Source organism: Stenotrophomonas sp. OVS01A (genome assembly GCF_019969775.1).
In the GTDB taxonomy this organism is placed as follows: domain Bacteria; phylum Pseudomonadota; class Gammaproteobacteria; order Xanthomonadales; family Xanthomonadaceae; genus Stenotrophomonas; species Stenotrophomonas indicatrix.
The window spans coordinates 798,746-814,827 of record NZ_JAHXYV010000002.1 but is presented as its reverse complement, the minus strand read 5'-3'; the positions used below and the strand labels follow the sequence as shown (position 1 = coordinate 814,827).

The window sequence follows — 16,082 nt, the reverse complement described above, 5'->3', positions numbered from 1 at the left end:
AGAGCTATAGTGCCCCCATCTGGGCCGGCCTTCCACCCGGCGAGCGAGGGGCTCCATGGATGGCCTGCGTCCGACTGAGATCCACTGGATCGCCAACCACTACATTGGCGTGTCAGGCGGTTATCTGGGCGATTTCACCTATCCGTCCCACCGTGAGTTCTACGCCGCCTATTGCGACTTAAAAGTCGATCCGGAGGAATATCCGGGCACGACGCGCCAACGTTTCTTGGCCGTGCTCTCTTCCGTCGATCCGCAGTCTCAGGCGGCGATAGTGCGAGGCGTTGCCCGTCGGTTCCCGGTGGGGTCAGAGGTCCAGCGAACCCCGGAGGCGCGCGCCAAGTTGCTTGCAATGGCGAAGCGATGCAGCCAAATTGCCGCCGTAGAGCCGACGTCCCCGAAGCTGGCCAGCGAGCTTGTGCACCAAGCATTGGCCGACGCGGCATCGCTGTTGGAGGCACAGGGACCAGTGAGCGCCCTGGATCGCGTTCACACCGCTCTCCATGGCTACTTGAAAGCGATGTGTCGGTCGGCAGGGTTGGACATGGCTACGCTGCCAACGGACCCAGGAGTCACTCAGATTTTTAAGTTGATGCGTGAGAACCATCCCGCTCTGCGCGATATGGGCGTCCAAGACGATGCGATGCGCAAAATCGTCTTCTCCATTGGAAACATCCTTGACGCGCTCAACCCACTACGTAACCGCGCAAGCCTGGCTCATGCCAACGATCAACTGGTCGAGCGCGATGAGGCATTACTTGTAGTCAACCTTACGCGCAGCATTATCCAATATCTAGACGGTAGAACACAGGAAAAATAGAACAATAACGCAGGACAACAGCCAAAAAACGAGTAGACCCTGCTGTTTTTTCGCCCCCCCTGCCCTCCCTTAGCGCAAGGCCCTTCACAATTGCGGTGAAGCTCAAGAATGGTGCAGACGCAGGAGGCACCGCCGCCTTCAGTCGACTTCAAAGGTGAATTTAGGCGACCAAGCTCAGCTTAAAAAATGCCGCGATTCGGCTTTGGAGCACCAATAGCTTCTATGGTCCCAAATGCTCATCTAGCGAGCAGGACAATCGAGCACGACCGTCAGTCAACCGGTACACCCGACTATGCTCGGCGACCGATTAAGGATCAATTCGATCGCTGGGGGATGTGCATGCGAGAACTTTCTCAGCACAACTCCTGCCACTTAAATTGGTCAATTGACTTATTCGAGTTAAGAATCAACAGACAGGCATCAAGTGGCGGAGAGAGTGGGATTCGAACCCACGGAAGGTTTGACCCTTCGCCGGTTTTCAAGACCGGTGCCTTAAACCGCTCGGCCATCTCTCCGTATCGGCCCAGCCTGCTGGCCGGGCACGCATTCTCGCACGGCCGGGCGATTTGCCCAAGACCGTTGTTCCGTCGGGGCGGCGCCTCAGCCCGCGTCCACCGCCAACGCACCCAGCGCACTGGCCTTGATCCGCTCCTTGGCTTTCTCGCAGGCGCCACCGCAATCCAGGCGCGAGGCCTCCAGCTGCGGCGGCAGGTGTTCGGCCAGGAAGTCGATGAATACCCGCACCGCCGGCAGCAGGCCGCGACGCGAGGCGAACACGGCATGGCACACGCCCTGGGGCAGCGACCAGTCCGGCAACACCACTTCCAGCTCGCCATTGCGCACGGCATCGGCGCAGACAGTTTCCGGCAGCATGGTGATGCCGAAGCCGTCCTTCACCATGCTCTGCAGCAGCGGGAAGTCGAAACCGGCCACGCGCGGCTGCAGGTCCACCCGGCGCACGGCGCCTTCGGGTCCGTGCAGTTCCCAGCGCTGGCGCGCTTCGTCTTCGCTGATGCTGAGGGTTACGTGGTTGGCCAGCTCTTCCGGGTCCTTCGGGCGACCGGCGCGGTCCAGGTACTTCGGGCTGGCCACCAGCAGTTCCTGCACCTGGCCGAAGCTGCGCATCACCAGGCTGCCGTCGTCATCCAGCCGCGAACGCACGCGCAGGGCCACGTCGTAGCCTTCGTTGATGATGTCCACGCGGCGGTTGCTGATGTTCAGCTGCAGCCGCACCTTCGGGTACTGCTCGAGGAACTTGGGCAGCAGCTTGGGCAGCTGCATCTGCGCCAGCGACACCGGCACGCTGGCGCGTACCAGGCCGCGAGGCTCGGCGCTGAGGCGATCCACCACCTCGCGCGCGGCCTGCGCCTCGGCCAGCATGGTCTGGGCGTGGCGGTGCACGCTGGTACCGACGTCGGTGACGGCGAAGCGGCGCGTGGAGCGCTGCAGCAGGCGCACGCCCAGGTCGGTTTCCAGCTGGCTGATACGGCGGCTCAGGCGCGACTTGGGGATGCCCAGTGCGCGCTCGGCGGCGGCGAAACCGCCGTGGTCGACCACCATCGCGAAGTAGTACAGATCATTCAGGTCATGCATACCCGAGTTCCATTGATAGAACAATACGTGGCATTCAACCACCTTTATCCCGCCGATGCAACAACCTATCGTTCTCTCCGTCGGCGGCAAGCCCGCCACCTCTCCCGAACATAGGTACTGCCATGAAGCTTCTGCACATCGACGCCAGCGTGCTTGGCGACAACTCCGTCTCCCGCCACCTGACCGCCGCCGTGGTGGCCCAGTTCAAGCAGCAGATCGACGGCCTGCAGGTTGATTATCGCGATCTTGACGCCAATCCGGTACCGCATCTGCGCAGCGGCTCGCTGGCCAAGACCGACCCGGCCGAGGCCGCTGATGCTGAACAGGTGCTCGAGCAGTTCCTGGCCGCAGACATCGTGGTGATCGGTGCCCCGATGTACAACTTCAGCGTGCCCTCCACCCTGAAGGCCTGGATCGACCGCGTGGCGGTTGCCGGGCGCACGTTCAAGTACACCGAGAACGGCCCGGTGGGCCTGGCCGGTGGCAAGCGGGTGATCGTGGTCAGCAGCCGTGGCGGCATCTACACCGATTCGCCGGCGGACTTCCAGGAGCCCTTCCTGCGCCAGACGTTTGCCTTCTGGGGCATCAACGACATCGAGTTCGTGCGTGCCGAGGGCATCGCCTATTCGCCGCAGCATCGTGAAGACGCGATTGCCGGTGCGCTGGCGGCGCTGCCGTCGCATGAGGCGGCGGAAGTGGCAGCGGCGTAACGCGTTCCAGCGTTCGGCGCCTCTCTCCCTCGTCTGGGCGCTGAACGCGGGCCGGGATTCCCTCCCCCATCCCGGCCCACCCTACCCTGGCGGCCCTGCTTTTGCGGGGCCGCTTTTTTTTGCCACCATGGGGCGATGAACTACATCGTGATGGCTGCGCACCGCAGCGAATTTCCGCACCCGATCACCCTGCACCGTGGCCAGGCACTGGTGGTGGGCGAACGTTATGAGGGGCCCGAGGGTTGGGAAGACTGGTTTCTGTGCGAGGCCGAGGGACAGCAGCCGGGGTTCGTGCCGGCGCCGGTGATCGGTCGCGATGCGCAGGGTGGCGCGTTTGCCACGGAGGATTACTGCGCACGGGAGCTTGATGTGGACCCGGGGCAGCACCTGCGCGGCGTGCGCACGCTCAATGGGTGGGCGTGGTGTGTGCCGGCAGCTGGCGAGGCCGGTTGGGTACCGCTGGAGAAGCTGCGCATAGCAGGTTGATGGATTGCGGCATCCACGCATGGCGTGGATCTACTGCAAAGCCCTAAGCCCCAGCGCCTGGATGCAGCATCGCGCCAGTAGATCCACGCCATGCGTGGATGCCGCACCGCCTCAGTAGATCCACGCCATGCGTGGATGCCACACCGCCTCGGTAGATCCACGCCATGCGTGGATGCCGCACCGCGTCAGTAGATCCACGCCATGCGTGGATGCCACACCGCCTCAGTAGATCCACGCCATGGGTGGATGCGGTGCCGACATGGCCGGCACCCATCAGAAGGCCGCCGGGCATGGCCCGGCGCTACCGGCTGATCAGCCGATGGTTTCGATGCCGCCCATGTACGGGCGCAGTGCTTCAGGCACGGTGATGCTGCCGTCGGCGTTCTGGTAGTTCTCCATCACTGCGATCATCGCGCGGCCGACGGCCACGCCCGAGCCGTTCAGGGTGTGCGCCAGCTCCGGCTTGCCGGTGGCCGGGTTGCGCCAGCGCGCCTGCATGCGGCGGGCCTGGAAGTCACCACAGTTCGAGCACGAGGAAATCTCGCGGTAGGTCTCCTGCGACGGCAGCCAGACTTCCAGGTCGTAGGTCTTGATGGCCGAGAAGCCCATGTCGCCGGTGCACAGCAGCACCTTGCGGTACGGCAGGCCCAGCTTCTCCAGCACCACTTCGGCGCAGCGGGTCATGCGCTGGTGCTCTGCGTCGCTGTCTTCCGGGCGGCAGATCGAAACCAGCTCGACCTTCTCGAACTGATGCTGGCGGATCATGCCGCGCACGTCGCGGCCACCGCTGCCGGCTTCGGAACGGAAGCACAGCGAATGGGCGGTCATGCGCAGCGGCAGGCGCTCGGCATCGAGGATCTCGTCGCGGGCGATGTTGGTCAGCGAGATTTCCGAGGTCGAGATGAGGTAACGCTTCTGCTCACCCAGCTGGGTGATGAACATGTCCTCTTCGAACTTGGGCAGCTGGCCAGTGCCGTACAGGCTGTCGGCGTTGACGATCACCGGCACATTGGTTTCCTGGTACTCGTGCTCGCCGCTGTGCAGGTCGAGCATGAACTGGGCCAGGGCGCGATGCAGGCGGGCGATCGGGCCACGCAGCACGGTGAAGCGCGAACCGGACAGCTTGGCGGCGGTTTCGCCGTCCAGCCACTTGTTGCGGGCGCCGAGCTCAACGTGGTCCAGCACCTTGAAGTCGAACTGGCGCGGGGTGCCCCAGCGCGACTGCTCGACGTTCTCGCTTTCATCGGCACCGGCCGGCACGTCATCAGCGGGTATGTTCGGGATGCCCATGGAGATCGTGTCGATCTTCTCGCGCAGCTCGTCCAGGGCCACTTCCGAAGCCTTCAGCTCGTCGGCAAACGCGGCGACCTCGGCCATGATGGCCGAAACGTCCTCGCCCTTGGCCTTGGCCTGGCCGATGGCCTTGGAACGGCTGTTGCGCAGGCTCTGCAGCTCCTGGGTACGCACCTGGATGCGCTTGCGATCGGCCTCCAGTGACTCCAGGGCAGACACGTCGAGCTCGAAGCCGCGGCTGGTGCGCAGGCGTTCGGCGAGGTCGGCGGGCTGGTGGCGGAGCAGGGCTGGATCAAGCATGGCAGGCGTCGTGGTGGGTAACAGGAACGGGATTATCGCCTGTTATACGGAATTCTGCCGCCCGGTTCATTCCGGCCGTGGCAGAATCGAGGCATTCCGTACTGGTCTGGTCCATGTCTGCTCCCCGTCCGTCGCCTGCCAAGTCGTTCACCGTGCATATCCCGCGCAACGCCCTGAAGATCGCCGGCATCGCCTTCGGCGTGGGCATCCTGCTGTTCGTGCTGGTCTGGCTGACCGGACGCGACAAGGAATTCTTCCGTGCCGACCCGGCCGCGCAGACGCCGCAGGAAACCGCCCAGGTGGAACCGCTGCCCGAGCCGCTGGCCGCGGCCGCAGGTTCCAGCGATATGCCAGACGCCAAGCCGGCCCCGGTGCCGGACGAAGAAGATGCGCCGAAGCTGGTGGAAACCGCCCCGCCCCCGCCACCGGCCACGGTTGAACCCGCTCCGGCCGCGCCGGGCACTGCGGCACCGGCAACCGCCAATGCGCAGCCGATGCCGATTGCCGGCCAGTCGCCGCCGCCAGCCTACCCGGCCGCCGCCCTGCGACGCGGTGAAGCGGGCAGCGTGGTGGTGCGGGTGGAGGTGGACGCCACCGGCTACCCGAACAACGTGACGGTGATCCAGCGCAGCGGTTCGCGCGAGCTGGACCGTGCAGCAACGGACGCGGTGCGTCGCTGGCGCTTCAGCCCGGCAGTCAGCAATGGCCAGCCGGTGCCGGGCAGCATTGAAGTGCCGTTCGACTTCAAGCCGCAGTAACTGAACGCTTCCCCGCAGAAAAGCTGAACCTTGCAGGTTGCGTTGACGCAATGCTGACACGCTTCGACGCCGCCTCGGGCAACACTCTGGGCGTCGTTACTGACGTGAGGAGTTTGCGATGACTGCCACCACCCACGAGAACCTTCATTCGCCGCAACTGCAGCAGGATGGCGCGCTCGAGCCGCGCTCGACCTCCCCTTGGCTGTGGCTGGCCCTGATCGTGGCGATGTTCGCCGCGGCACTGGTCTGGCTGCGTTTCTCCAGCCATGACGACGTTGCGCCTGCGCCGGTAAGCGAGCGCATGCTGCCGGCCACGGAAACGCCGGTCGCCATCACGCCCACCCCGGCTGCGCGACAGGCCGTGCCCGCGCAGAGCGAGCGCAAGGCAGCCCCGGCCGTACGCAACCGTGAGGCGCGTCCGCTGGCCAGCAACAGCAAGCCCAGTTATCCGGCTGCTGCGCTGCGCAGTGGCGTGCAGGGCAGCGTGGTTGCCAGCTTGAATGTGGATACGCGTGGCAACGTGACCGACGCTGCGATCGTGTCGCGCAGTGGTGAGCGCAGCCGCGATCTGGACCGTGCCGTGCTGAACACCGTGCAGGGCTGGAAGTTCGAGCCGGCCATGCATCAGGGTCGTGCGGTCGCCAGCGTGGTACGCGTGCCGGTGGATTTCCGTACCGAACAGCGTTGATCACCGGCTGACGCCTGAAATGAAAACGGAGGCCTCGGCCTCCGTTTTTTTTTGCGCGCGCGTTGGGATTCCGCTGGGCATGGCCAGGCGCTACCGGGGCAGGCGCCGAGGGTAGCGCCGGGCCATGCCCGGCGAGCGCAGCGGCGCCGGGACTACCTCAGGCCAGGTTGAAGCCGGCGCTGCGAGCCAGTCCGTCGAAGTCCGGGAAGGACGTTGCGACGTTGGCGATGTCGTTGATGCGCACTTCACCATGGCTGATCTGGCCGGCAATGGCGAAGGCCATCGCGATGCGATGATCACCGTGGCTTTCAATGGTGCCACTGCCCAGCGATACGCCGCCGTGCAGGGTGGCGCCATCTTCGGTTTCGTCCACTTGCATGCCCAGCGCGCGCAGACCGGTCGCCATCGCGGCCAGGCGATCGGATTCCTTCACCCGCAGTTCGGCGGCGCCGGTCACCACGGTCTGGCCTTCGGCGGCAGCAGCGGCCACGAACAATGCCGGGAACTCGTCGATCATGTCCGGCACCAGCTCCTCGGGAATGCGCGCACCCTTCAGCGGCGCGTAGCGCACCAGCAGATCAGCCACCGGTTCGCCGCCCTGCTCTGCCGGGTTCTGTTCGGTGATGTCCGCGCCCATCAGGCGCAGCGCGTGCAGCAGGCCGGTACGGCGCGGATTGAGGCCGACCTGCTTCAGGCGCAGTTCGGAGCCGGGAATGATGCTGGCCGCGACCAGGAAAAACGCGGCCGAGGAGAAGTCGGCCGGCACCACGATATCGGTCGCGCGCAGGCGCTGGCCACCACGCAGGCGGGCCTTGCCCGGCGAGAACGCGATGTCCACGCCGAACGCGGACAGCATGCGCTCGGTGTAGTCCCGGGTCGGGTGCGGCTCAGTGACGCTGGTTTCGCCGTGCGCGTACAGGCCGGCCAGCAGCACGGCGGACTTGATCTGCGCACTGGCCACCGGCGAGGCAAAGTCGATGCCGTGCAGCGTCTGCCCGCCATGCACGTGCAGCGGCGGCGTGCCGTCTTCCTCGGTGTCGATCTTCGCACCCATCTGCGACAGCGGACCGGTGACGCGGCGCATCGGACGGCCGGACAACGATTCGTCGCCGACCAGCGTGCAGTCGAATGCCTGACCGGCCAGCAGGCCGGCCAGCAGGCGCATGCCGGTGCCGGCATTGCCACAGTCGAGCGGTGCGCTGGGTGCCTGCAGGCCATCGATGCCGACGCCGTGCACGATGCGCTGCGACGCACTGGGGGTTTCGATGCGCACGCCCAGCTGGCTGAAGATGCGCGCGGTGGCGCGGGTGTCTTCGCCTTCCAGGAAGCCTTCGATATGCGAGGTGCCATCGGCCAGCGCGGCGAACATCACCGAGCGGTGCGAGACCGACTTGTCGCCGGGAATGGTCAGGCTGCCCTGCAGGGGCTGGCCCTTGCGGGCGATCCAGTGCTGCGCGTTGCTCATCGTTGAATGGTTCCGTAAACGCCGGCTCGCCGGCGGTGCATCAGGGGCGGCGGCCGCAGCCGCCGCAGCAGGGATCAGGGCACGGCTACCGGATAGGAGCCAAGCACCTTGATCTGCGCCGAGTGCGCTTCCAGTTCGGCCAGTGCGGCCTGCATCGGCGCGTCGTCGATGTGACCGGCCAGGTCGATGAAGAAGCCGTATTCCCACTTGCCGTGGTGCGAGGGACGCGACTCGATGCGGTTCATGCTGATGCCATGGCGCGCGAACGGGCTGAGCACATCGAACAGCGCGCCGGGCTTGTCATGGATGAACACCAGCACCGAGGTGCGGTCATGGCCGGAGGTCGGGAAGATGTTGCGCCCCACCACCAGGAAACGGGTGGTGTTGTCGGCATCGTTCTGGATCGGCTTGGTGACGACCTTCTTCAGGCCGTACACATGGCCGGCGCTCTCGCCGCCAATGGCCGCTGCATCGTCGGCGTTGCGCGCACGGCGCGCCCCTTCGGCGTTGCTGGCCACCGGGATCTTCTCGGCCTTGGGCAGGTTGGCGCGCATCCATGCCGAGGTCTGCATGAACGACTGCGGATGGCCGTAGACGCGCTCGATGTCCTCGATGCGGCCACTGCGCGACATCAGGTACTGCTGCACGCGCAGTTCCACTTCGCCGCAGATCTTCAGGTTGGAGGTGAGGAACATGTCCAGGGTGATCTGGATGGTGCCCTGCCCCGAGTTTTCCACCGGCACCACGCCGAAATCGGCGTTGCCCGCTTCCACTTCCTGGAACACTTCTTCGATGCTGGCCATCGGCAGGCCCAGCGCCGAGCGGCCGAAGTGCTTGAGCACGGCCTGCTGGCTGAAGGTACCTTCCGGACCGAGGTAGCCGATCTTCAACGGCTCCTGCTGGGCCAGGCAGGCCGACATGATTTCGCGGTAGACGTGCACCAGCAGCTCATCGCTGAGCGGGCCTTCGTTGCGATCCACCACCATGCGCAGCACCTGCGCCTCGCGCTCGGGGCGGTAGTAGTCGACGGCGGCGGCGAGCTTGCCCTTGGCCTTGCCGACCTGGTGGGCGAACTGTGCGCGCTCGGCAATCAGGCTCTGGATGTCACGGTCGATCTGGTCGATCTTCGAACGCACATCGGCCAGTGCCAGTGGCGCCAGGGTCGGCACCGCGGTTGCCTTCGACTTGCCCTTGGGCTTGGAAGTGGCGCTGTCCTTGGCCGGCTCGGCCTTCTTCGACGCCTTCTTGCTGGGTTTGCTTGCCATCGGAATTCCTTGTTGCGGGGCGCGCACCCGACGATGCGCGCCGTTCATTGCTCAGCCGTGACGCTGCTGGAAATCGGCCATGAAGGCGACCAGCGCCTCGGCCCCGGCCAGCGGCATGGCGTTGTAAAGCGAGGCGCGGATGCCACCGACCACCTTGTGACCCTTCAGCGCCAGCAGGCCGGCGGCCTTGGCATCGGCGACGAAACGGGCATCGAGGTCGGTGTTGGGCAGGAAGAACGGGATGTTCATCCGCGAGCGCGCCGAATGGGCGACCTCGTTGCGATAGAAGCCGCCGGAGGCATCGATGGCGCCGTACACCAGCGCGGCCTTGGCGGCGTTGCGCTTGGCGAACTCGACCACGCCACCTTCGGCCAGCATCCACTTGAACACCAGACCGGCCAGGTACCAGTTCCAGGTGGGCGGGGTGTTGAGCATGGAATCGCGGGCGACGTGCGAGCGGTAATCGAAGATGTCCGCGCGGGGCTGGCCAGTACGCTCCAGCAGGTCGCGACGGATGATCATCACCGCGATGCCGACCGGGCCCAGGTTCTTCTGCGCACCGGCATAGATGACACCGTAGCGGCGCACGTCCAGCGGCTCGCTGGCGATGGACGAACTGAAGTCGGCCACCAGCGGCACGTTGCCGGTCTCGGGCACATCACGGAACTCGACGCCGTGGATGGTCTCGTTGGCAGTGATGTGCACGTACGCGGCGTCGGGAGAGAGCTGCCAACCGGCGCGCTCGGGCAGCTGGCGATACCCTTCGGCCTCGCTGCTGGCGGCGATGTTGACGTCCACGTAGGGGCTGGCCTGCTTGACCGCGGTCTTGCCCCAGTGGCCGGTGACCACGTAGTCGGCACGCTGGCCGGGGCTGGCGAAGTTGAGCGGGATCAACGCCTGCTGGGTGGTGGCGCCACCGGGCAGGAACAGCACCGCATAGTCCTCGGGAATGTCGAGCAGGCGACGCAGGTCGGCCTCGGCCTCGGCGGCCACGGACATGAACTCCGGACCGCGATGGCTCATTTCCACGATGGAGGCACCGCTACCGTGCCAGTCCAGCATTTCCGCCTGCGCCTGGCGCAGGACCGATTCCGGCAACGTTGCAGGGCCGGCACTGAAGTTGAACGCGCGCGTCATGGCACACCTGTGGGGCAAGATCCCTAGTATGCCGCACTGCACCAGCCTTGCGGCCTTGTGGCGCAAGGGAAATTTGGTTGCATCCGTATCCATTGCCGCGGCGGCACTGGTAGTGCCGGCCGCTGGCCGGCAATTGCAATCACCTTGGTTCACCAGGTTGCCGGCCAGCGGCCGGCACTACCCAAAGCGGGTTGGTCCGGGCGGTAGCGCCGGGCCATGCCCGGCGGAACGAATTCAGCGCGCGCCGAACCAGAGCAGCAGGCTGAGCACGGCTGCCAGCAGCAACGCACTGCCCAGCAGCCACGGCCAGCGCCGCACCCGACGCGGAGCGACCGGTACCACCGGTGCCTGTTCGGCTTCGTCGCTGCCTTCGTCATCGGCCAGTGGCGGTCGCCGGCGCGGGTCGTGCGGCACTTCCAGCACGAACCGGTGCTGGCCGTCGAACACGACCTGGTCGCCGGCCTGCAGCCAGCAGTGGCGTACGGCAACGCCGTTGACCCGGGTGCCATCGGCACTGCCCAGGTCGCGCAGCAGTACCCGCTCGCCCTGGACTTCCACCCGCGCGTGCTGTTCGGCGAAGGCGGGCTCATCGATCTCGATGTCGACATCGCTGCCACGGCCGATCACCCGCGCGCGCGACAGGGGGTAGCTGCGGCCGTGGTGCAGGCCGCCCACACCGCGCAGCAGGCGCTGCTCGTCGCCGCTGCCTTCGACGCTGGCTGCCGGCGCCGGTGCCTGCAGCAGGGTGTCGACCTCGCCCTGCAGGACCATTTCCACGCCATCGACGTAGACCGCGTCGCCCGCCCTCAGCAGGGCCATGCGCCGCACCGGGCGACCATTCACATGGATGCCACGGATACCGTTGCCGACCTGAAGCCAGAGGCCGCGGTCGTCCATGCAGAACTGCGCAAGCAGCAGCGCGCCGTTGCCGGCATCACCGAGGCGCACGCTGCCGTTTGCCTGGCGCACGATGCGCTGCACCCCGGGCCGCAGCGGCTGGTCGGGCTGTTGTTGTTGACTGAAGTGAACTAGCAGGTTCTGCACGCGGCGCAGACTAGCAGGTTGGCCGCCCACGAAGAAGAACCTGCGATGAGCGCTTGGCGTGGGCGCCGTCGATGCGCACAATGCTCGCCCTCTCAATTGATCCCCGCCCTGCGCCAGGAGCCTGCATGTCCACCATCGATGTCCGCCACGCCCACACCCTGCCCGACACCCAGGCACGTGAAGCGATCGAGCAGGTTGCCGCCAAGCTGGGCGAACGCTTCGGCCTGAAGTCGTCGTGGGCCGCCGACGTGCTGAATTTCTCCGGCAGTGGCGTGGACGGTGCGATCGAACTGCAGCCGGGCGCGGTGCGGGTCACGGCCAAGCTGGGCTTCCTGCTGTCGGCAATGAAGGGCATGGTGGAAAGCGAGATCCAGCGCGTGTTGAAGGAAAAGCTGGGCTGAACCTGCGCTGCGGCCATCACGGCCCAGCAACGGCGCGCCGCGCTACTCTCGGGGATAGGCCCAACTCCCACGGGGAATGCAATGAACCGTTACGAGAATGACGATCGCCGCGACGACGATGCCGGCTTCGGCGACCAGGCAGAGCGCTTTTCGCGCAAGCTGAGCGATTCGGCACAGCAGGTCTGGCTGGCTGGTCTGGGCGCCCTCGGGCGCGCGCAGGCAGAGGGAGGCCGTTTCTTCGATGGCCTGGTGAAGGAAGGCGAAGCCTGGGAAGCCCGCCGCCGTGAACGCAGCGGCGAGCAGGAACCGGGCTGGCGCGACAACGTCGAACACTCGCTGGACGAAGCCCGCGAGAAGGCGTCCGGAACCTGGGACAAGGTCAACAAGGCCTTCGATGACCAGGTGCAGGGCGTACTCAAGCGACTGCACGTGCCGACCGCCGATCAGGTGACCGCGCTGGAAGCCCGCATCGATGCCCTGACCGCGCGCCTGGCCAAGCTCGAACACCGTGCCTCCACCGACGTGGACGCCCCCTCGCCGGGCAGCCACCAGTCGCCGGGCAGCACGCCCTGAACCGCCTTTGTTGCAACGCAATAAATTTTCGTTGACAATCGCGTAGAACCCGCCAATCGCTTCGGCTGCCGTTTGTTCCCTCCCCTCACGGCTTCAGGATTGGCGGGTTTTTTCGTGTCTGGCGCGTGCGGATCTGCGGGCTGCATCACGCTTGCTGTCGGGGACACCCTGACGCAATCGACCGGTCGGCCCTTTACACTGTGGGCTTCCGTTTTCGCCCCTTCCGTCGTCGCCCTGCATGCTTCCCTGGATTCTGGCCCTGCTGTCGGCCCTGCTTACCTGCACCCTGGCCACCGTCTATCTCTGGTGGTTCAAGCGCCGACGTACCGAAATGCAACTGGGCCTGCAGGCCCTGGCGGGCATGCACTGGCGCGAGTTCTCCACGCTGATCAAGCGCATGCTGCGCGAGCAGCGCGGCCTGCGTGAACTACAGGATCCGAGCGAGGAAAGCCGCGAGCCGAGCAGCGATTTCCTGCTCAGCGATGGACCGAACACCTGGCGGGTGTCGTGCAAGCACGGCCTGGCCTATCGCATCGGCACCGCTGCGGTGAACGAACTGGGTGCTGCCGCGCGACTGGCAGGCGCCAAGGGCGGCATGCTGATCACCGAAGGCCGGGTTGAACGCGATGGCCTGGGCGCGGCGGAAAAGCAGGCAGTGGAAGTAATCGATGGTCCGCGCCTGTGGCCACTGCTGCAGCCCTACCTGCCGGCCGATGTTGAGACCCGCGTGCGCGCGATCGCCCGCCATGAGGCGCTGCGCCGCATCGCCATTGCCGCACTGGCCTCAGTGACGCTGGGCCTGCTGGTCGGACTTGGCCTGCAGGGCCTGCGCCCGGAACAGGCGGACTCGGTCCCAGCACCGGCCGTTGCACCTGTAGCGCCGCCGGCTGCACGTCCTGTGCCGACGCCCGCCGCGCCGGAAAGCGCCGCGAATGCGCCCGCTCCCATGGTCGCCGCAGCCGCGGCGCAGAATGGCGACGACACGCGCAGCAATCCCAACCCGGACGCTGCCACGCTGGACCGCTACCAGGCCGAACTGGCCCGCGCGCTGGCGGGGCAATCCGGTATCGCCAGCGGCGTCTGGCTGACCCGGCAGACGCTGGCCATCAACCGCACCGGTGAACTGGAAACGGTGTGGCCACGCGTGTGCCAGGAAGTGCTGCGCTACCCCGCCCTGCGCAACGTGCGCGTGCAGCTCAACGCCCGCCCCGGTGTGGATGAGCCGGTGCGCTGGCGGCAGTGCGCGACGTATTGATGGACTGAGGCGTGATGGTGCCGAGCTCGGCTGCTCGGCACCACATCCACGCATGGCGTGGATCTACTCACGGCGATTCATTCCCGCTTGGCTGAAAGCGCCCAGGGAAGAAGCCGAGCGTGGGTTCGCCCCTATCGCGCCCCAGGCGCGAAACGGGCGACCAGGTCCCAGGCATCGCCCAGGAACATCTGTCGCACGCGGGTGATCGGCTGTTCGCCGCGCCAGGTCAGGCGCTCGATCACCAGGCAGGCGGTACCGGGCTTCACGTCCAGCAGCTTGGCGGTGGGCGCATCGGCGCCCCAGGCGCTGATGCGGTGCTGGGCGCGCGTCCACGACACGTTCTGCAGCAGCCAGCTGCCCGGCGCGGTGGTACTGAAATCCACCTCCAGCACCTCGGGCACGCCGACCGGGCTGATCAGGCGATGCTCCAGCGCCAGCGGCCGGCCATCGGCCAGATGCAGGCAGCGCATCGCCAGCAACTGCTCACTGCCGGCCAGTTCCACTTCGCCGGCATTGGCTGCCTCGGCCAGGCGCAGTTCACGCTGCAGCAGCCGGTAGCCGTACTGATGTCCGCGCGATCCGACCTCCATTGCGATGTCAGGGATCTCCAGCGCCACCTGCTCCAGATGCGGTGGCTGCCGAGCCACGAAGGAGCCCGCTCGGCGGCGGCGCTCGATCATGCCGCTCTCGGCCAGCGCCGTCAGCACCTTGTTCACCGTCATCCGCGAGCAACCGTACTGCTCCATCAGTTCGTGCTCGTACGGGATACGGAAGCCCGGCGCCCACTCTCCGCTGAGGATGCGGCTTTCCAGGTCGCTGCGGATGCGCTGGTTGAGCGTGGCGGACTTGCTGGCCTTCACGTGGTGGAGTCTCGATGGTGGGAGGCGATCAGCCCAGCACGCCACGCAGGGCAGCGGCGAAGGCGCTGGTGATGGCCTCGCGCTGCAGGTGGCGGCCCTCGGCCACGTACTGGCGGCCATGGCGCCAGACCGATCGCAGCGCGCCATTACGTGCGGCGAACACCCAGCTGTCAAGCCATGCGTCACCGTGTCGCGCCTGCAACGCGGGGTGCGCGGCGTCCAGTTCAACCATGTCTGCGCTGGCACCTACCTGCAGGCCGGCGGCCACACCCAGCGCCTGGGCACCGCCCTGCAGCGCACCCTCGAACAGGAAGCGCCCGGTGCTGCGGCCGGCATCCGGGGCCAACACGTTGCGACCCCGCAGGGTCAGCCGCTGGCCGTACTCCAGCAGGCGCAGCTCTTCTGCGGCATCGATCAGCACGTTGGAATCGGAGCCCACGCCGAAGCGCCCGCCCTCGCGCGCGAAGGCCTGCATCGGGAACAGGCCGTCGCCCAGGTTGGCCTCGGTGATCGGGCACAGCCCGGCCACGACCTTGCTGGCGACCATCTGCTCGCGCTCGTCGTCGGTGATGTGGGTGGCGTGCACCAGGCACCAGCGCGCATCGACCGGGGCATGCTCGTACAGCCACTGCACCGGTCGCCGGCCACTCCACGCCAGGCAGGCCTCGACCTCGCGCACCTGCTCGGCGATATGGATGTGTATCGGGCCATCGGTCAGCGGCAGCAGTGCGCTCAGCTCCTCGCCCGTCACCGCGCGCAGGCTGTGCGGGGCGATGCCCAGCACCGCATCGGGCAACGTGGCCAGCGCGGTGCGGGCGCCATCAAGCAGCTGCGCGAACCCGTCTACGTCATGGATGAGGCGGCGCTGTGCCGGGTTCGGCGGCGCCCCACCAAAATCGGCGTGGGCGTAGAACACCGGCAGCAGGGTCAGGCCGATGCCGGTCTGCGCGGCCGCAGCAGCGATCTGCACACTCATCTCGGCGCGATCGGCGTAGGGGCGGCCATCGGCATCGTGGTGCAGGTAGTGGAATTCGCCGACACGGGTGAAGCCGCTTTCCAGCATTTCCATGTAGGCCTGGGCGGCGATGGCCTGCACTGCGTCCGGGCGCAGATGGGCCAGGAAGCGGTACATCAGTTCGCGCCAGCTCCAGAAACTGTCGCCGTCGCCGCCACCGATCTCGGTCAGGCCGGCCATGCCGCGCTGGAAGGCGTGGCTGTGCAGGTTCGGCAGGCCCGGCACCAGGATGCCCACGCGGGTATCACCCTGCTGCGCAGCCTGCCCACGCGTGACCTCGGCGATGCGCCCGTCCTGCACCTGCAGGCGGACGTCGGCGGCCCAGCCGTCGGCCAGCAGGGCGTGGGCGGCATGGAAGGAGTGCGCGGAACGCGAATCGGACATGGCTGGACAACCCGAATTGGACGCCTATATTGTATAGA

The 16,082-nt window shown here is 66.6% G+C and carries 16 protein-coding genes and 1 tRNA gene; 8 read left to right on the top strand and 9 right to left on the bottom strand.

What is annotated here, in order from left to right; genetic code table 11:
• Positions 1-55: 55 nt before the first annotated feature.
• Complete coding sequence (locus LC407_RS12525) at positions 56-817, top strand: abortive infection family protein (protein WP_223482906.1); 762 nt, start codon at positions 56-58, stop codon at positions 815-817.
• Positions 818-1,242: 425 nt separating this feature from the next.
• On the opposite strand, the gene LC407_RS12520 is transcribed toward LC407_RS12525, so the two are convergent.
• A tRNA-Ser gene (locus tag LC407_RS12520) sits at positions 1,243-1,332 on the bottom strand.
• An 85-nt stretch (positions 1,333-1,417) separates the two neighbouring features.
• Positions 1,418-2,410 carry a LysR family transcriptional regulator gene (locus LC407_RS12515; RefSeq protein WP_025878750.1) on the bottom strand — a complete coding sequence of 331 codons (993 nt, stop codon included), beginning with the start codon at positions 2,408-2,410 and terminating at the stop codon, positions 1,418-1,420.
• A gap of 122 nt (positions 2,411-2,532) precedes the next feature.
• Here LC407_RS12515 and LC407_RS12510 point away from each other — a divergent pair, with 122 nt between their 5' ends.
• Together LC407_RS12510 and LC407_RS12505 are read left to right on the top strand one after the other, a co-directional pair.
• Positions 2,533-3,120: an NAD(P)H-dependent oxidoreductase gene (locus tag LC407_RS12510; protein ID WP_033831454.1), complete on the top strand. Its 588-nt coding sequence runs from the start codon at positions 2,533-2,535 to the stop codon at positions 3,118-3,120.
• A 135-nt stretch (positions 3,121-3,255) separates the two neighbouring features.
• Positions 3,256-3,606, top strand: a complete 351-nt coding sequence (locus tag LC407_RS12505; protein ID WP_154880808.1) for a ligand-binding protein SH3 — start codon at positions 3,256-3,258, stop codon at positions 3,604-3,606.
• 312 nt (positions 3,607-3,918) lie between these two features.
• On the opposite strand, the gene serS is transcribed toward LC407_RS12505, so the two are convergent.
• The gene (serS, locus tag LC407_RS12500) at positions 3,919-5,199 is read right to left on the bottom strand and encodes a serine--tRNA ligase (RefSeq protein WP_025878753.1); all 1,281 of its coding nucleotides are present in this window, start codon (positions 5,197-5,199) and stop codon (positions 3,919-3,921) included.
• 113 nt (positions 5,200-5,312) lie between these two features.
• On the opposite strand from serS, the gene LC407_RS12495 reads away from it, so the two are divergent.
• Together LC407_RS12495 and LC407_RS12490 are read left to right on the top strand one after the other, a co-directional pair.
• The gene (locus LC407_RS12495; RefSeq protein WP_025878754.1) at positions 5,313-5,957 is read left to right on the top strand and encodes an energy transducer TonB; all 645 of its coding nucleotides are present in this window, start codon (positions 5,313-5,315) and stop codon (positions 5,955-5,957) included.
• Between the two features lie 118 nt (positions 5,958-6,075).
• Positions 6,076-6,645 (top strand): energy transducer TonB, encoded by a 570-nt coding sequence (locus tag LC407_RS12490; RefSeq protein ID WP_223482905.1) that lies wholly within the window; start codon positions 6,076-6,078, stop codon positions 6,643-6,645.
• Between the two features lie 157 nt (positions 6,646-6,802).
• Here the strand turns inward: LC407_RS12490 and aroA are convergent, their stop codons facing one another.
• The 4 genes from aroA to LC407_RS12470 form a co-directional block, all read right to left on the bottom strand.
• Positions 6,803-8,110, bottom strand: coding sequence for a 3-phosphoshikimate 1-carboxyvinyltransferase (gene aroA, locus LC407_RS12485; protein WP_223482904.1), 1,308 nt, complete (start codon positions 8,108-8,110; stop codon positions 6,803-6,805).
• Between the two features lie 74 nt (positions 8,111-8,184).
• Positions 8,185-9,375 carry a prephenate dehydratase gene (gene pheA / locus LC407_RS12480; protein WP_025878757.1) on the bottom strand — a complete coding sequence of 397 codons (1,191 nt, stop codon included), beginning with the start codon at positions 9,373-9,375 and terminating at the stop codon, positions 8,185-8,187.
• A gap of 51 nt (positions 9,376-9,426) precedes the next feature.
• Positions 9,427-10,512, bottom strand: a complete 1,086-nt coding sequence (gene serC / locus LC407_RS12475; RefSeq protein WP_223482903.1) for a 3-phosphoserine/phosphohydroxythreonine transaminase — start codon at positions 10,510-10,512, stop codon at positions 9,427-9,429.
• Positions 10,513-10,746: 234 nt separating this feature from the next.
• Positions 10,747-11,556: an FHA domain-containing protein gene (locus tag LC407_RS12470; protein WP_223482902.1), complete on the bottom strand. Its 810-nt coding sequence runs from the start codon at positions 11,554-11,556 to the stop codon at positions 10,747-10,749.
• 125 nt (positions 11,557-11,681) lie between these two features.
• Here LC407_RS12470 and LC407_RS12465 point away from each other — a divergent pair, with 125 nt between their 5' ends.
• The 3 genes from LC407_RS12465 to LC407_RS12455 all read left to right on the top strand — a co-directional run bounded on the left by LC407_RS12465 (position 11,682) and on the right by LC407_RS12455 (position 13,785).
• Positions 11,682-11,957: a polyhydroxyalkanoic acid system family protein gene (locus LC407_RS12465; RefSeq protein ID WP_025876985.1), complete on the top strand. Its 276-nt coding sequence runs from the start codon at positions 11,682-11,684 to the stop codon at positions 11,955-11,957.
• A gap of 81 nt (positions 11,958-12,038) precedes the next feature.
• Positions 12,039-12,530: a phasin family protein gene (locus tag LC407_RS12460; protein ID WP_025876984.1), complete on the top strand. Its 492-nt coding sequence runs from the start codon at positions 12,039-12,041 to the stop codon at positions 12,528-12,530.
• Positions 12,531-12,768: 238 nt separating this feature from the next.
• Positions 12,769-13,785 (top strand): restriction endonuclease, encoded by a 1,017-nt coding sequence (locus LC407_RS12455; RefSeq protein ID WP_025876983.1) that lies wholly within the window; start codon positions 12,769-12,771, stop codon positions 13,783-13,785.
• Positions 13,786-13,916: 131 nt separating this feature from the next.
• Here the strand turns inward: LC407_RS12455 and hutC are convergent, their stop codons facing one another.
• Both hutC and LC407_RS12445 read right to left on the bottom strand, forming a co-directional pair.
• Complete coding sequence (gene hutC, locus LC407_RS12450) at positions 13,917-14,645, bottom strand: histidine utilization repressor (RefSeq protein WP_059064582.1); 729 nt, start codon at positions 14,643-14,645, stop codon at positions 13,917-13,919.
• A 28-nt stretch (positions 14,646-14,673) separates the two neighbouring features.
• Positions 14,674-16,044, bottom strand: a complete 1,371-nt coding sequence (locus LC407_RS12445) for a formimidoylglutamate deiminase (protein WP_223482901.1) — start codon at positions 16,042-16,044, stop codon at positions 14,674-14,676.
• Positions 16,045-16,082 lie beyond the last annotated feature (38 nt).

Coding starts and splice junctions, on each gene's coding strand:
- LC407_RS12495 (WP_025878754.1), top strand. CDS start 5,313: ATGTCTGCTCCCCGTCCGTCGCCTGCCAAGTCGTTCACCGTGCATATC.
- LC407_RS12445 (WP_223482901.1), bottom strand. CDS start 16,044: ATGTCCGATTCGCGTTCCGCGCACTCCTTCCATGCCGCCCACGCCCTG.
- LC407_RS12510 (WP_033831454.1), top strand. CDS start 2,533: ATGAAGCTTCTGCACATCGACGCCAGCGTGCTTGGCGACAACTCCGTC.
- LC407_RS12465 (WP_025876985.1), top strand. CDS start 11,682: ATGTCCACCATCGATGTCCGCCACGCCCACACCCTGCCCGACACCCAG.
- pheA (WP_025878757.1), bottom strand. CDS start 9,375: ATGGCAAGCAAACCCAGCAAGAAGGCGTCGAAGAAGGCCGAGCCGGCC.
- aroA (WP_223482904.1), bottom strand. CDS start 8,110: ATGAGCAACGCGCAGCACTGGATCGCCCGCAAGGGCCAGCCCCTGCAG.
- LC407_RS12455 (WP_025876983.1), top strand. CDS start 12,769: ATGCTTCCCTGGATTCTGGCCCTGCTGTCGGCCCTGCTTACCTGCACC.
- LC407_RS12490 (WP_223482905.1), top strand. CDS start 6,076: ATGACTGCCACCACCCACGAGAACCTTCATTCGCCGCAACTGCAGCAG.
- LC407_RS12515 (WP_025878750.1), bottom strand. CDS start 2,410: ATGCATGACCTGAATGATCTGTACTACTTCGCGATGGTGGTCGACCAC.
- serC (WP_223482903.1), bottom strand. CDS start 10,512: ATGACGCGCGCGTTCAACTTCAGTGCCGGCCCTGCAACGTTGCCGGAA.
- LC407_RS12460 (WP_025876984.1), top strand. CDS start 12,039: ATGAACCGTTACGAGAATGACGATCGCCGCGACGACGATGCCGGCTTC.
- LC407_RS12525 (WP_223482906.1), top strand. CDS start 56: ATGGATGGCCTGCGTCCGACTGAGATCCACTGGATCGCCAACCACTAC.
- serS (WP_025878753.1), bottom strand. CDS start 5,199: ATGCTTGATCCAGCCCTGCTCCGCCACCAGCCCGCCGACCTCGCCGAA.
- LC407_RS12505 (WP_154880808.1), top strand. CDS start 3,256: ATGAACTACATCGTGATGGCTGCGCACCGCAGCGAATTTCCGCACCCG.